We start from the raw sequence: 14229 nt of genomic DNA, 5'->3' as shown, positions 1-14229 counted from the left end.
GCTATTGCTTGGGCGGTGTAATCGCATGCCCGGCCGCATCGGCGGCTATCCCGTCGTGGGCGATCAACGCGGCCTGTTGCGATAATTCGGGTCCGGCTGGCAGCAGTGCCAGGATGGCCCAGGGGGCAGGCTGCGCTGTGGCGTCAGAACTTCCGGGCATTTTCACGCCGGTGATACCTAACGCCGCGGCGGCCGATTTGTCGACGATATGGAAGCGCACGCCCAAGTCATCGACGTAGAAGAACTGCCCCGTAGCCCGGCTGTCCACCTGACTTCCGGTCGCTTGGACGTATTCGCCGGTGCCGGGTCGGAGATAGACGTTGTCGAGTCCGGGACCGCCACCGTCGGCGCTGGCCAAGCGCACGGGCTGCGCATCGTTGGGCAGCGGCAACCGATTTCCGACGAGCAGACGAGTGGTTGCCACAGCGGCGGAGTTGTTGCGTTGCCAGGACATACACAAAACCGGGTGTGACTCGATGCGCACAAATCGCGATTGGGCAGTTGGGTAATGGTCCACTGGCAAAATGTGCACGACAGGCACAGCGTTCACCAGGGCGGGTGAAATGCTGGGCGGTTCGGCCGTTGTCGGTGCTTGCGGATTGCCGTAGCGGATGATGTCCGCGGTCATGGGGGAGATGGGTTGCAGTCCCTGGCGCAACAACACGTATAGCTGCTCACCATGTGAATCAACGGTTTTGAGGATCGAGCCCACTCGGTAATTCGGGGCCAGATACTCAGCCGGCTCCCCGAGGCCTTCGATCGCGATCGGCACGATAGATTCGACCAACGGGAAAGAATTGATTAACCCCGGTGAAACTTCCCGGATCTCGCCGTCAGGCAGGCGCAAGGCGTTGCGCAGCGTCGCATCGCTGGGGTTGATCGCGGCCCGCACACCGTTGTATACGAGATAGGTGGTGGCGCCGGTCCTGGTCAGGATCATCTGGTCGGGTGAGGCCACCTGAATTTCGTCATTGACTACGGGGTCATTGGCCAGCACGGTGGTCTCGATAGCGGGGGTGCGTGACGGCTCGGTCGCCGACGGTGGTTGAGTAGAGTCGCATACCGTCCACGATGATGTCGTCATGTCGTCGCCGCGGTTGATGCTGCCGGGGGCTCCGACGATGCCGACCACCGGGCCCAACGGAACCGTATTGAGGAACTTATCGTCCACTTCCTTTGGCGTATCGCTCTTCCCAACGATCAACCGGGCAGAAGCAAGATTGAGGACCGGATGCAGATGATCGCCGATCCGCACAAACATGGTGCCATTCGATTTGGCGACCATAATCGTCGAGTCGCCGAAGTTAGGTGTTGGCCGAAAGAACGCAAGAACACCCGCGCCCCCGGCGATTAGGACCGCGATGACCACACCGATTATCAGCGCGCGCATCTGCCCACGCATGGGGTCGTGGATCATCCGGGAGTCGGCCCGGATCAGTGCATGTTCCATTCGTCGCAGGAGAAGTCGATACCCGTTGACTTGCGCACGAGTGGTGACTGGTGCGGGCATGCCGGCCCCGATCAGCGTTCGATGGAATGCTTGGTGAGAAGTCAGCTTACCCGGTCGTGCAGTGGCAGGATGACCGGCGAAATCAGTTGTCGCGCAGACAGGGAACGACGCAGTGACACGACTTGCCGATAGCGGTGCCGCGGCAAAGCAGCGGCGCATGCCCGCACTGCGGTCAACGCCGGGCATCGCTGCCCAGCGCGTCCTCCCGCTCTCAACTCTGTTGACCGCTCAGCTATTGATCGCCGCCGGACTGGCCGTCGCGTTGTTGCTGCGAAAGCCGGGCTGGTACGGCGTGGTCGTCGGCCTCGGCGTGGCGGTGATGATGCTGCTCATCAGAGTCCGAGGACTGGTGCTGGCACGCTGGGTCTTCGAGTGGTTGGGCTTCCACTATGAACGACACCGTCGTAAGCGACGCACACAGCTGGATGAGCCGTTCGACACCGAACTGCCCGATGGTTCGCGAATCGGCTTCTGCTGGGACGGAAAACGCCTGACATCGCTGGTGCGCCTGGTGCCGGATCCGGCGGTGATGACGGTCATGGAACCCGCGATGACGTTGTCGGCGCAAGCGGTTTCGGTGCGTACGCTGGCCGACTGCTTGCGGCAGTACGACATCACCGTGGATTCCATCGACGTGATCAGTCAGGGCGCTCGACTGCACGATCGCGGCCAGGTCGGAGCGGTGTACGACGCGGTGCTGGGACCCTTGCCCGCGGTCGCTCAGCGATCGGCGTGGGTGGCGGTGCGCATGGATCCGGCGCTGTGCCCGCAAGCCGTGCGTCACCGGGGCGGCGGCTGGTCGGGGACGGTGCGTACCGCCGCGACTGCTACCCGCCGCATCGCCAACCGGCTGTCCGACGCCGGGTTTGGCACTCAGATCATGACGGCCGGTGAAATCGCCGAGACCACGCTGGAACTCTCGCACGGGCTGGAAACCAGCGCATTGGACGAATCGTGGTCTGCGTGCGGTAAAGACCGCCTCCAGATGCGCAGCTTCGTGGTCAAGCCGTCGACATTCACTCACGCTGGCTTGGGTGCGCTGTGGACCGTGCCGAGCGACTCGACAACGATCTGCGTTTCGCTGCGTCGCGGCACCCGCGACGATCTGCTCTGGCTCCGCGGTCTGGTGCGCTTCGACACCTCCGGACGGGCCCGGCCGCGGCCCCGCGAACTCGGCCCGCTGCCGGGCCGACAATATGCCGCGTTGGTGTGCGGCCTTCCGGTGCCATCGCCGCGACGGGCGATATCGGAGTGGGTCGCCGCGCAAAGCAGTGACGCGGTCGATGATCTCGAGGTCCCCGCCGCGGGCTGCGGACAGGTGATCGGGGCAGACGAATACGGGCGAGCTCTGGCGCTGCCGTTATTCGGCCCCGGGGTCAACCGGGTAGAACTGTGTGGGACTCTGCATCTGGCACAACAGGTCGTCCTGCGCTCGATGGCGTTGGGTGCCAGGGTGAACGTCCACACGCTGCGACCGGCAGCTTGGCAGACGATGATGGATCAGATCGCTGATCCGAATCTGTTGTGTGTCAACGAACATAACACCGACGCGGGCCGCGTCGGGTCGAGCCGCCGCTACCGTGTCGAGATGTTCGACGGCACCGGCGAACAAATGAGCCACGACCGGGTGACAACAATCATCGTCAGGCCCTCGCACGCCCAGCCGAGGACGGGTGCCGATGTGACGCTGCAATTACTCGACCGCGATCAAGATCTGGTCCGGGTGGGTACCCCGTCGGCGTCGGCCATGGTGACGATGGTGGCCACCCATGACGAAATGCGTTACATCAACTCGTCGTTGGACGTAGCCGACTGAGTGCACGAGCAGGGAGCAGCAATGACCGAGAATTGGCGATCGGCGGAGTCTGATTCGCTGACCGCACCCTCCGATGCGATAAGTCGGTCGATGTGGGCCGTCGTTGCCGTGCTTGGCCTGGCGGCCATTGCCGTCTGCCTGTGTTCGCCCGAACCGCTTGGTTACCCGGTGCGGTTCAGTATGTTGGCGGCCGTGGTTGCCGCGGTCGGTCTGCTGCCCCGCCAAATGCTACGGGGATGGGTCGTCGTCGCGCTCGCGGCCACGGGTTGCGCCGACGCGTTGGCCGGCGCGATCAAAGCAACCCAGGCCGGGTGGCCGATGATCGTGATCACAGTGCTGAACTCGTTGCAGTCCGTGCTTGCTGTGGCCGCCTTGCTGCGCGAAATCAGGACCTCGAAACCTGGGCCACCCGCCCGCATTTCGGAACAATCGGCCTACGCTCGCCTAGTCTCGGCCTACCAGTCGTATGCGACGCAGTATCAGCTGTTCGCCGCACAATACGGCTCCACCGAACAGGTCGAGGCTGACGCGACCGCCGATGTGCATGCCAGTTCCAAACAACAGTCATTGGAGGCAATGCAGGCGAGATACGCCCGCCACGGCATTACGGGGGCCGTGCGCCAGTCGCCCGGCGTAGTCACGCCGCCGATGGTGGCACCGGCAGTTGACTACGGGGTGAACCACGCTGCACCGCAAAACTATGCGAATCGCCAGTACCGCTGGGACGGGTCGGGAAGCGGGGTCGAGCAGTCCAGCCCTTAGGGCGGTCCACCCGTTCAGACGGCTACCCGTGAGACCTATGCCCAAAGTGGTCTGCCACCGACGCGGCGAGCTCCATGTATTGGTGTCGAACCTTACGACTCAGCAGATCTAGCGAGATCTCACCCCCTTCGGCGAGGTGTGGATCGTAGGGGATGACGAATAGCGAACTGACTCGGGACTGAAAATGCTGGACCAACTGTTCGACGTCGATCGGCATGGCTCCCGGCCGCGCCGAACTCAACACGACCCGGGCCTCGGGCACCAAATCGGCGTAGCCGTGGTGTTGCAGCCAATCGAGCGTCGCCAGCGCGCTGCGGGCGGAGTCGATCGCCGGTGAGGCAACCACCACCAGGGCATCGGCGACATCGAGCACGCCGCGAGTGGCCGAGTGTGTCAAACCGGTGCCGCAGTCGGCGAGGATGATGTTGTAAAAGCGGTCCAGGATCTGGTGCACGGCGCGGTAGTCGTCTTCGGAAAATGCTTCTGAAACCGCGGGATCCTGTTCCGACGCTAGAATCTCCAAACGGCTGGGACTTTGCGAGGTGTGCCGTCGCATCTCGGGGTAGCGCAGGATTTCGCCATCGGCCAACAGATCGCGCACCGTTGAATGGGTTTGATTGGGACCCCGTTGGGCCAATGTCCCGAGATCCGGATTCGCGTCCACCGCGATCACCCGATCACCTCGCAGTGACGCAAACGTGGCACCGAGCCCGAATGTGGTCGTCGTCTTGCCGACGCCGCCCTTCAGGGATAGCACGGCGATGCTGTACGAGCCTCGCACCGGATGGTTGACGCGGTCGGCCAACGCGCGCCAGTTGGCTTCGGCCGCGGACTCGCCGACGTTCAATCGTCCACCGGTGATCCGGTGCAACTCCTTACGCCATCCGCGTCGGGGTACCGCTCTCGACGGCCTCGTCAGCCCCAATTCGTCGGCAGGCGGAACACGTACGGACTGCTGCCACGTCGGTTCGTCCGGGACGGGTGCGGTGAAATCCGTGTCCGCCATCGCGTGTCGCCCGGTCATCGTTGTGTTCGCGTCGGTCAGCTCGCCTCGGTTGATCACGCAATCTCCCAATCGTCAATGCAAATTCAGCGTCTGCAGGATGCCGTTCAACGCCGCTTTCATGTCGCTTCCCTCGATGCGCATCAGGGCGTCCTCGTTGAAGCCTTCCGAAGTGGCGTCAAGGCTTTCCGTGAGGCGGTAGGCTCGCTCTTCCTCGGCGGCCTCGATCGCGTTGCGGACAAATCGTCCGTTGCCGGCCAAATCTATGCTCTTTCGGATCTTTCCGTCCTGGTCGGTGGATTCCTCGGCACACAGCCGCGTGCACACCGTCACTAGTTCGTCATAGGCGGCGGGCGTCAATTCGGAGTCCCGGCCCTTGGCGATGAGCCGCCCGATGTCGCCGAGTTCGGTGGGGCTGTACGACGGGAATCGAATGCGCTTGGTAAACCGGGAAGCGAGACCCTCGTTGGACGCCAGGAATCGGTCGATCTCGGCGTCGTAGCCGGCGATGATGACCACCAGGCGGTCGCGGTCGTTTTCCATCCGAGCCAGCAACGTGTCCACCGCTTCGCGGCCGAACGCGTCACCGCCGGACAGTCCGGTCTGAATCAGCGTGTAGGCCTCGTCGATGAACAGCACCCCGCCCATCGCGGTGTCGATCAGTGCGTCGGTCTTGATGGCGGTGCTACCCAGATGCTGGCCGACGAAATCTTGGCGTTTGGCTTCGACGACGGATAGTGATTCCAGAAGTCCAAGCCCGCAATAAGTTTTGGCAACCACCCGGGCCACGGTGGTCTTACCGGTCCCGGGCGGACCGGTAAACGCCAGGTGAAGGCTGCGCGAGCCCGTGCTCAATCCCTTGTCCTCGCGCATCTTCGCAAGCTGCACTGCCGAGCGAAGTTTCGCCACCTGCAACTTGACTTCTTCCAGGCCGATTTGACGGTCCAGTTCCTGCTGCGCCTCCCGCAGGTGCTCGTGACCGCGTTCGGTCTGCTCTTCGGCCTCGCGGGCCGTATTGGTCGAGGCACTGCTCGGGTCCCATTTGTCGGCACGGGACTCGACGACTTCCTTCGTCGTAATCACGAGTCGATACTTCGGGTCTTGCAGGGCCGCGTAGTTTGCCTCGAAACCCGGCTCTTCGCTGTAGATTCGCTCGAAGATCTTGCGAGCGTCGGGCTCGTTGCCCATTTCGCGCAGGGTGAGGCCCTTGGTGAACTCCGCGGCGCGGCGGGCCGCCGGGATCGGGCCCTCCAGCGCTTCATCAAGCCGGCGCAGCCCTTCGCCGAACAGCCCCATTTGGGCGCAGGCCGAGCCGACCATGAGGTGCGCGCCCGCCGCGATGTAATCGTCAGTGAATGACGCCGAGTTCGCCAGGGCGGTCAGCACATCGGGCCAACGCTGCGTTGTGAAATGCAGGATCCCGCGCATGTAGGCACAGATTTCCGCTGCCGCGGCGTCGCGCAGCACCGCCTCGGAGGAGTCGAGCTCGTCCAGTGCCCGTTCGGCTTCGTCATAATCCTGGCCCTGGATCAGGCTCGCCACGTAGGCCAGCGTGACCTCGGTCTGCGAGCTGAGTGTGTAGTCCACGTAAAGGCCGGTCTCAAAGCGTCCGCAAAGCGCGCGCGGGGCCAAGCCCAACCGCCGCTGCTCACGGCCGAGCAGCCTGCTGGTGTGGTACAGGTTGTGGATGACCTCGGCGGTGGTTTCGCCGGTGGCCGCTCGGCCGAGCCAGGCGTCACACATCTGCGGGTCATATTCGGTTGCTCGCTTGAACGCCAAGGTCGCGTATTGCAGATCGGGTTCGACTTCGAGACCGTCGATCGGGATGCCGAGAGAGAGTACTCCCGCATCGAAGACGCGCTGCGCGTTCCTGTTGTCACCACTCATCGGTGCCCCCAACTCCCTTTCGTCCGGCCACTGCTCGGGAAACAGTGACTCGGGACCGCGTCGACGTTTGCCCGTGAGCTCGTTACAGCGGGGATGTCTGTGATTGTACTAAGCTGCGGGGCATAGGTTTTCGACGCTATCGCGAGGACACCCACGATGGATAGACCGCTGAGTTGCCACAGTGGTGGGATCGCGGTTCGCACCACAGAGCGCGGATTGCCGATCGCGCTCAAGCTGGATCAGCGCGAGTTATCGAAACCGCCAGGGCAATTGGCGCGTGACATTCTGTTGCTGTGTCAGCTTTCCGCCCGTCGTATGCAGGTCGCACGCCGCCGCGATCTGGTCGCTCGTGGTGTTGATCCGAGCGTCATTCGTGGCCTTGATCTCAGTACCTTCGAGGCATTGGCCGACGCCGAAGCCGAACTTCGCGGAGCCGACGACGACAGTGCTCCCGACACGTGGATGACTCGGATTTGACCGGCGGGCTGGCGGATTCACTGCTCGCGCGCATCGGGCGGCAGCGGGATTTGATCCAAGCTTTGGATCAGCACTGCAAGTCGATCTCGGTCCGTGTCACGAGTCGGTGCAAGGCGGTGAGTGTGGAAGTCAACGGCCAGGGTGAGATGACGGGATTGTGGCTGGGAGACAACGCCTACCACAACGGATCTGGAGCCTTGGCGAAGTTGATCGTCGATACCGCGGCTGCCGCGGCGAAGACGGCGACCGACCGGCAGACCTATCTGATCAAGGAGTTCACCGAACGCATGACCGCGTTGCAGCGCACGCCGCTCACGCGCAGCGACGGCACAACCTTTCAACCGGGTTAGGATGCGGTCAAATTGATAACGACCGCCCGCTCCAAGATCGCGGGATGCGCCAGCGCGGACGGATGGCGCAGCATGTACTGGACGTCGGTATAGAGTTCGGCGAGATCACGGTCGGTCAGCGTGGCGCGGGCTATCTGGTCGTGGGTCCATCGCTGCATGCGTGTGGCCTCGGCGATCGTCGCGCCGGTCAGGAAATCCAGCCGTGCACGGTCGCCGCCGGTCGACAACTGCCACGCCGCGTCCACGACCACCTGTTGCAGCCGGAAGAAAGGCTGCGCGGCGGAGTCGAAGTCGCCGGCATCGGACAGATACGTCGATAGGCACGACGCGTGTAGCGCTGCCGAGGACATGCCCTGTCCGTAGACGGGATTGAAGGACGCCACCGAGTCGCCGACACAGACCAGCCGCGCCGGAAAGTTGGTCAGCTCGGTGAAATGCCGCCGCCTGCTCTCGGTCTGGTGGTAAGTGGTGACCTCGCGGCACAGCTGTCCGGCTGTCACGGTCGCGAAGACGGGTTCGAGCTGCTTGCACTTGGCCAGGAAATCGTCGAGTGTGTGGCCGGGCTGCTCGGAGCCGCAGCCGATCAAACAGACTACCCATCGACCGCTCTCGACCCTGGCGGCTGCCGCGATGCTGACCCCATCTACCTCGTTGCCCGGGCTGAAGATGGACAACCAGCCGTCGACTTGCAGAGTCGCCGATTCCTCCGGGGATTCGAAGATGGCCGTCGCGTAATGAATGGGCAGGGCGAGGCGTTCCAGTCGTGGGCGGTCAAAGCCGGCCTCCTCGACCCAACGGGAGATCCGGCTGGACCGGCCCGTCGCGTCGACCACGAAGTCGGCTTGGCAGACGCCGACACCTGCTCGGTCGACGAACTCGACGCCGGTCACCGCGCCGTCCCGATAACGCAATCCGGTTGCCTGGGCGCGCTTGACGGAGATGTTGGCCCGTGCCAGCACTTCGCTACGCACAACCGTTTCGAGCAGCGGCCGCGTCGCGCTGAGCATTTCGTACTGCCGGTAAGGCGGCACCGTGGGCTGGCCGTCGAGTGACTTGACGTCGGACGTGATCCGGTTGGCCCCGCGCGCGACCGCCTGATCGGTGAATCCCGGCAGCCACCGGTCCAACCATTGGCCGCCGGCGGGCAGTAGCACGTGGAGCTGATGTCCCTGAGGCACGCCTGGTCGCGAGGACTGTTCGCTCAGTTCGTCGCGCTCCACGATCACCACCTGGCGACAGAAGTCAGCAAGCGTCCTGGCAGCAAGCAGCCCCGCGACGCTGCCGCCGAGCACACAACCGGTGTCGAAAAGGATTCGCGGGTGGGCGGGCGGATCGGCGTTGACGAGGTGGTCGAACACGACACTCGCGGCGGGCGGCATCAGTTCAGCTCCGCCGGTTGGCTCGGCCAGATCGTTGATATCCGATGTGTGGCAAGCATCTTGGCTCCCAACGTGCCGTGGTTGGTCCTGCCTACCTGACGGTATCCATCCAGGGGTGTCGCGACCAGCACGATGGCATGAGCGTTATCGATGCAGCCCATCGCATCTGCTGATCCGGGCGGGAACGGCAATCAACCAGCTGAGTGCTTTTGGCTCCCAGTCTGTTCGAGCGAGTGCTCAGTCCAGGCGGTAGCGAATGAGCCGGGAACTGTTGGCAACCACGGCCACCGATGACGCGTTGTGCAGGATCGCGGCCAGCACGGGGGACAGCGCCCCGCCCGCGCCGATGATCAGCCCGGCGGCGTTGACCGCAATCGACATGCCGTAGTTCTCCCGGATCACGTCGACCGCGCGGGCGCCCAGGTCGCGCACATCGAGCAGGCGATGCAGGTCGTCGTTGGCCAGCGCCACATCGGCGGTTTCCACGGCGACGTCGGTGCCGGCCAATCCCATCGCGATCCCGATGTCGGCGGCCGCCAGCGCCGGAGCGTCGTTGATGCCGTCGCCGACCATGCCGACGATGTAGCCCTGGCTCTGCAGGTCTCGCACCACCTCGAGCTTGTCTTCCGGTAGGACCTCGGCACGCCACTCGTCGATCCCGAGCTCGTCGGCGACCACCTGGGCGATGTCCGGGTGGTCCCCGGTGAGCATGACAACGCGGCGAATCCCGTTGGCGCGCAATTCGCTCAGTACCTTGGCGGCCTCGGGCCGAACTTCGTCGCGCAGGCTGATCAGGCCCACGAGCGTCCCGTCCACCGCCAGCAACAGTGGCGTCTCGGCCTGGCGGCGCAACTTGGCGACCCAGTCCTTTGCCTTCTTGGAGACCTTGACGTTTTCGGATTGCAGCAGCGAAGGGCTGCCCAGCAGCAGGGTGCGGCCGTCGGCCCAGGTCCGCATGCCCAAACCGACGAGCACCTCGCATTCCTCGTGCGGGGGGATGCTGATGTGCCGCTCCTCGGTCGAGCGGATCACCGCCTCGGCCAACGGGTGCCGGGAATGGATCTCTGAGCTGGCGGCATACGCCAGCACTTGCTCGGGTTCCCAGTCCTTATGCATGGCAACGATATTCGTCACCACCGGGCGTCCGACGGTCAGCGTCCCGGTTTTGTCGAAGACGATCGCGTCGACTCGGCCTGCCTGCTCGAGATGGGAACCGCCCTTGATCAGGATGCCGCGGCGCGCACCGTTGCCGATTGCGGCACTGATCGCGGTCGGGGTGGCCAATCCCACCGCGCAGGGGCAGGCGATCAACAGCATTGTCATCGCGCGTCGGACGTCGCCGGTGACCGCCAGCGTGATCGCTGAGACGATGAACGACGTGGGAACGAAACGGCGGGAGAAGTTTTCGCCGACGGTCTGGATGGGCGCGCGATCGTGCTGCGCTTCTTCGACTCGAGTGATGATCCGGCCGATGGTGGTTTGGTTGCCGACGGCCTGGGCACGGACCACCAGCCGTCCGCGCACCACCACCGAACCGGCGTGCACATGGGTGCCCACGCCGACGCTCACCGGCAGGTTCTCGCCGGTGATGGCGGACTGGTTGACCACGGCCTCACCGTCGACCACCTCGCCGTCTACCGGGATGGCCACGTGATCGTGCACTATCACTTCATCGCCGATCTGCACGGTATCGATCGGCACCTGGACCTCGGTGCCGGCATCCGGTCCTTCGGTCAGCCGGACCCAGGCCGTGTCCTGGCTGCCGCGCAGCAGCTCCGAGATCGCCCGCCGGGTACGCCGCAACGTCAGATCTTGCAGATACTCCCCGATATTGAGCAGCCACAGCACGGTGAGCGCGACGACGTTCTCACGCAGTATCAGGCTCGCCACCGTCGCGGCAGAGACCAGTGCGTCCGTACCGGCCTTGCCGGAGCGCAACGAGCGCAGCGCGCCACGCAGAAACGGGTAGCCGGTGAAGATTGTGACCCCGGTGGCGACCACCCGGCCGCTGGGGCCGAGGAGCGGGGGTCGAGCGAACACGTAACGACGCACGCCGAGCAGGCCGAGCGCGACACCGCCGATCACCATGCGCAGCACATCGGAGTTGCGGATCTCCGACGAATGCGGATCGCGAGCCGGGATCAGTTCCGCAGCAACGTATTCGGCGCTATTGATGGCAGCAAGCACCGCCGACCGGTCGCACCGGCGCGGCGAATACCAGATGACGACCGATCCGGTGCGCGGGTAGGCGTGTACGGCGCGCACACCGGTCTGCTGGGCGACGGCCTCCTCGACGGCGACCGCGCGGCGCGGGTCGGAGCGGACCCAGTCGACGGCCACCCGCATCCGGCCAGCGGCGTCGGAAAGTATTGTCAGCGATGATTCTTCGGCGATTGCGATGTCTTCAACGATCGCGAGGCTCATGAACGGCGATCAGTGCTCGTGATCGTGGGCTTCGCCGACCGTCGGTGTCGGCGCCTCTTCGCCGATGCGCTCGCGGGCCTCGGCCATCACGTCGGCGAGCTTGAGCCGCGCTGACTCAGCGGCCGTTTCCGCCTTGCGAGTGCCGCGCAGACCCAGCTCCGCGGTCGCCACCGCGGTCTGGTGCAGCGGCGCCTTGGCCACGGCTTTGCGTACCACCTCGTAGGCCGTCACGCCGACCAGACCCGTGACAACCGCGCTCGCCGCCTTCGCAAGGAGCCCATATACCGCCATCGACTGGTCCTTTCTCCACCGGGCGCGCGAAGTCTCTGGTCTGTGGTCTGGTGTTGACGCGCCGTCCAACCCATGCTTGCACGAAATTAACATTGATGTATTGCGATATCAAGATGTGTTATTCGAGGACGCGGGTGACCTTCTCGGTCTCCACCCGGCGCGCCAGCATGGCCGGATCGGGGTTGGCGACCTGCACCAACGAGGCCCCGACCGCCATGATCGCCAGCAGCCCCTCGATTAATTCGCCGGGCTCTGTCCAGCTCGCGCTGCAGAGCACGCGATCTTCGGCCGTCAAACCCCGTGCCGCCGCCGAGCTTTCGCAGTCAGCCAGCACTTCCTCGACCGAGCGCCCGGCCAGCGCCGGGCCAGGGCGGCGCTCGGCGATGATGTGGTCGCCATGCACCCGCACCGCGGTGGCGTAGTCGGTGACGCCGATCGGCAGGTCGGGTGCGGGGCGCCCGAACGGATCCAGCGACAGCACCGCGACCTCACCACCCGGTGCGACCGCCGCGTCGGCCTCGTCCAGCCGCTCGGCGGTGCACAGCGCCAGGTCGGCCGGCCCGGTCAGGACCGCCTCGGCGCCGATCCACCACACCCCGAACAAGACCGCGGCGGTCTGCCAGTGTGCGGGTAGCAGGATCGCGACTCGGCTGCCCGGTCCCGCGCCCAGCTCGTCGCGCAACAGGTTGCCGGTTTTTGCGGCCCAGTTGGCCAGGGTTACCGCGGACAGTTCGATGCGCTCGCCGGTGGCATCGTCGTAGTAGGTGATGCGCGGGCCCACCGGATCGGCCCGCAGCATCGGATCGAGGATCGCTTCGGACAGCGTGCTCAGTTGATGCACTCCGGCTTGTCGCTACCGGCGGTCAAGATTGGCGACGGCGGTGGCACATTCGGGTCGGTGGCCGACTGGTCCGTCACTCGGGCCGGTGCGGTGGTCGAGCCGGACAGACCCGACCCGGGACCGGTGTAGTCGTTGGCGAGCACCACCCGCACCGATCCCGGCGCCAGCGACGCATCCGGAACGACCGGCAATCCGCCCAGTTCCTTGGAGATCTGCTGCGCCCCCATGTCGTCGGGCTTGTTGGCTCGCACCTGGCTGGCCTTCACGTGACCGCCGTCGTTGTTGCCCACGGGGCCGGTGCTGAAACCTTTGGAACTCAACACATCCGAGACCGCCGCCGCCAATCCGTTGATGTCGGTGTCGTTGACGACACTGGCGGTGGTCTTGGCGGGGGTGTAGGCGATCTCTTCGGTCTTGCCTTGATCCTGCTCGTGCAACAGGCCGGCCACCCAGTCCTGAACCTGGTGCGGGTCGACCCGGACGACGCTTTGCATGCCGTCGTCGCTCCAGCCGGCGCCGTCGAGCACCGGGATGGTGGCGAATGCGACGTTGCCGCCGGCCAGTTTCTGCAGCTGCTGGACGAAATCCATGACGTCCCAGCCCTGCGAGAGCACCACCGAGCGTTGTACCGCGGCTTGCAGTCGCTTCATCGTGGCCGGGCTGGACAGGGTCTGACCGGAGATGACGCGGTGAGCCAGGGAAGCCATCACGACCTGCTGGCGCACCACCCGGTCCAAGTCGCCGCGCGGCAGTTCGTGGCGCTGACGGACGAAGCTCAGCGCCTCGGCCCCGTCCAGGCGCTGCGGGCCGGCCGGGAAGTCGGCACCCGAAAGCGGCTCGTAGACCGCGTCTTTGAGGCACACATCCACGCCGCCGAGCGCGTCGGTGATCAACGCGAAACCGAGCAGCCCGATCTCGGCGTAGTGATCGACCGTGACGCCGGTGAGATCGGCGACGGTCTTGATCAATGCTTCACGCCCGGCCTCGGTCCCTTGCATGGCGGCGTCCTCGGCCGAATCCCCGGCTTTGACCAGGTTGGCCCGCTTGGCCTCCCGGGTCTGACCGTAGACCCCGTTGATTTTCGTCTTGCCCAAGCCCGGGGCAGTCACGTAGGAGTCACGCGGAATCGAGATCGCGGTGGCCGACTTCCCGTTGTTCGGTATCCGGACCAGGATGATGGTGTCGGTGTTGGTGGCTTCCTCATCGCCCGCCCGCAGTGTCTGAAGTTCCTCGGCCGTCAACGGGTTGCCGTGCGCGTCGGTGCGGCTATCGAGGCCGACCAGCAGGATGTCTATCGCGCCATCGTCGGCGCCGTGACCCAACGAGGGTGCCGTCATATGGAAGATGCCATCTTCGAACGCCCGCACGTTGTTCCAGGCCACGCCGGTGCCAATAACGACGGCGACGGCTAGCACAGTGGCAACAACACGAACCACACGTTGCACAGGCATCACATTAGGTTACTTGCGGCACACTCGCTTCCCCAGTA

Annotated in this window: 11 protein-coding genes and 1 pseudogene; 4 read left to right on the top strand and 8 right to left on the bottom strand. The window is 64.9% G+C overall.

Annotation, left to right across the window (positions count from 1 at the left end; all coding sequences use genetic code 11):
• Position 1: 1 nt before the first annotated feature.
• The gene (gene eccB, locus G6N33_RS06535; RefSeq protein WP_231382560.1) at positions 2–1450 is read right to left on the bottom strand and encodes a type VII secretion protein EccB; all 1449 of its coding nucleotides are present in this window, start codon (positions 1448–1450) and stop codon (positions 2–4) included.
• A 217-nt stretch (positions 1451–1667) separates the two neighbouring features.
• Between eccB and eccE the strand changes: the two genes are divergently transcribed.
• Both eccE and G6N33_RS06525 read left to right on the top strand, forming a co-directional pair.
• A complete protein-coding gene (gene eccE, locus G6N33_RS06530; RefSeq protein WP_049919177.1) occupies positions 1668–3326 on the top strand; it encodes a type VII secretion protein EccE in 1659 nt (552 codons plus the stop codon).
• A 21-nt stretch (positions 3327–3347) separates the two neighbouring features.
• Positions 3348–4088, top strand: coding sequence for a DUF5336 domain-containing protein (locus G6N33_RS06525; protein ID WP_049919178.1), 741 nt, complete (start codon positions 3348–3350; stop codon positions 4086–4088).
• A 22-nt stretch (positions 4089–4110) separates the two neighbouring features.
• On the opposite strand, the pseudogene G6N33_RS06520 reads toward G6N33_RS06525, so the two are convergent.
• Positions 4111–5085: pseudogene (locus G6N33_RS06520) on the bottom strand (nucleotide-binding protein); the annotation flags it as partial.
• Positions 5086–5166: 81 nt separating this feature from the next.
• Entirely contained in the window at positions 5167–6978 is a 1812-nt protein-coding gene (eccA, locus tag G6N33_RS06515; RefSeq protein ID WP_044510047.1) for a type VII secretion AAA-ATPase EccA, read from the bottom strand.
• A 216-nt stretch (positions 6979–7194) separates the two neighbouring features.
• Between eccA and G6N33_RS06510 the strand changes: the two genes are divergently transcribed.
• Both G6N33_RS06510 and G6N33_RS06505 read left to right on the top strand, forming a co-directional pair.
• On the top strand, positions 7195–7455 hold the full coding sequence (locus tag G6N33_RS06510; protein ID WP_231382562.1) for a hypothetical protein: 261 nt from the start codon (positions 7195–7197) through the stop codon (positions 7453–7455).
• Positions 7437–7805: a YbaB/EbfC family nucleoid-associated protein gene (locus G6N33_RS06505; protein ID WP_231382563.1), complete on the top strand. Its 369-nt coding sequence runs from the start codon at positions 7437–7439 to the stop codon at positions 7803–7805. Before G6N33_RS06510 ends, G6N33_RS06505 begins: the two co-directional genes overlap by 19 nt.
• Here G6N33_RS06505 and G6N33_RS06500 read toward each other — a convergent pair.
• The 5 genes from G6N33_RS06500 to G6N33_RS06480 form a co-directional block, all read right to left on the bottom strand.
• Entirely contained in the window at positions 7802–9184 is a 1383-nt protein-coding gene (locus G6N33_RS06500) for an NAD(P)/FAD-dependent oxidoreductase (RefSeq protein WP_044510049.1), read from the bottom strand. The genes G6N33_RS06505 and G6N33_RS06500 overlap by 4 nt on opposite strands.
• A gap of 237 nt (positions 9185–9421) precedes the next feature.
• Complete coding sequence (gene ctpC, locus G6N33_RS06495) at positions 9422–11608, bottom strand: manganese-exporting P-type ATPase CtpC (RefSeq protein ID WP_044510050.1); 2187 nt, start codon at positions 11606–11608, stop codon at positions 9422–9424.
• Between the two features lie 9 nt (positions 11609–11617).
• Positions 11618–11899, bottom strand: a complete 282-nt coding sequence (locus tag G6N33_RS06490) for a DUF1490 family protein (protein WP_044510051.1) — start codon at positions 11897–11899, stop codon at positions 11618–11620.
• Between the two features lie 118 nt (positions 11900–12017).
• Positions 12018–12740: a TIGR03089 family protein gene (locus tag G6N33_RS06485; RefSeq protein ID WP_196806414.1), complete on the bottom strand. Its 723-nt coding sequence runs from the start codon at positions 12738–12740 to the stop codon at positions 12018–12020.
• Entirely contained in the window at positions 12728–14194 is a 1467-nt protein-coding gene (locus tag G6N33_RS06480; protein WP_408632765.1) for an LCP family protein, read from the bottom strand. Before G6N33_RS06480 ends, G6N33_RS06485 begins: the two co-directional genes overlap by 13 nt.
• Positions 14195–14229: the final 35 nt, after the last annotated feature.

This window comes from Mycobacterium simiae (assembly GCF_010727605.1).
GTDB lineage: Bacteria > Actinomycetota > Actinomycetes > Mycobacteriales > Mycobacteriaceae > Mycobacterium > Mycobacterium simiae.
The sequence above is the reverse complement of the archived record's forward strand: the minus strand, read 5'-3'. Positions and strand labels throughout refer to the sequence as shown.

What these genes read in the sequence shown, in the direction of transcription:
- eccB (WP_231382560.1), bottom strand. Translation starts at nt 1,450, where the DNA reads ATGGAACATGCACTGATCCGGGCCGACTCCCGGATGATCCACGACCCC.
- eccE (WP_049919177.1), top strand. Translation starts at nt 1,668, where the DNA reads ATGCCCGCACTGCGGTCAACGCCGGGCATCGCTGCCCAGCGCGTCCTC.
- G6N33_RS06525 (WP_049919178.1), top strand. Translation starts at nt 3,348, where the DNA reads ATGACCGAGAATTGGCGATCGGCGGAGTCTGATTCGCTGACCGCACCC.
- eccA (WP_044510047.1), bottom strand. Translation starts at nt 6,978, where the DNA reads ATGAGTGGTGACAACAGGAACGCGCAGCGCGTCTTCGATGCGGGAGTA.
- G6N33_RS06500 (WP_044510049.1), bottom strand. Translation starts at nt 9,184, where the DNA reads ATGCCGCCCGCCGCGAGTGTCGTGTTCGACCACCTCGTCAACGCCGAT.
- ctpC (WP_044510050.1), bottom strand. Translation starts at nt 11,608, where the DNA reads ATGAGCCTCGCGATCGTTGAAGACATCGCAATCGCCGAAGAATCATCG.
- G6N33_RS06490 (WP_044510051.1), bottom strand. Translation starts at nt 11,899, where the DNA reads ATGGCGGTATATGGGCTCCTTGCGAAGGCGGCGAGCGCGGTTGTCACG.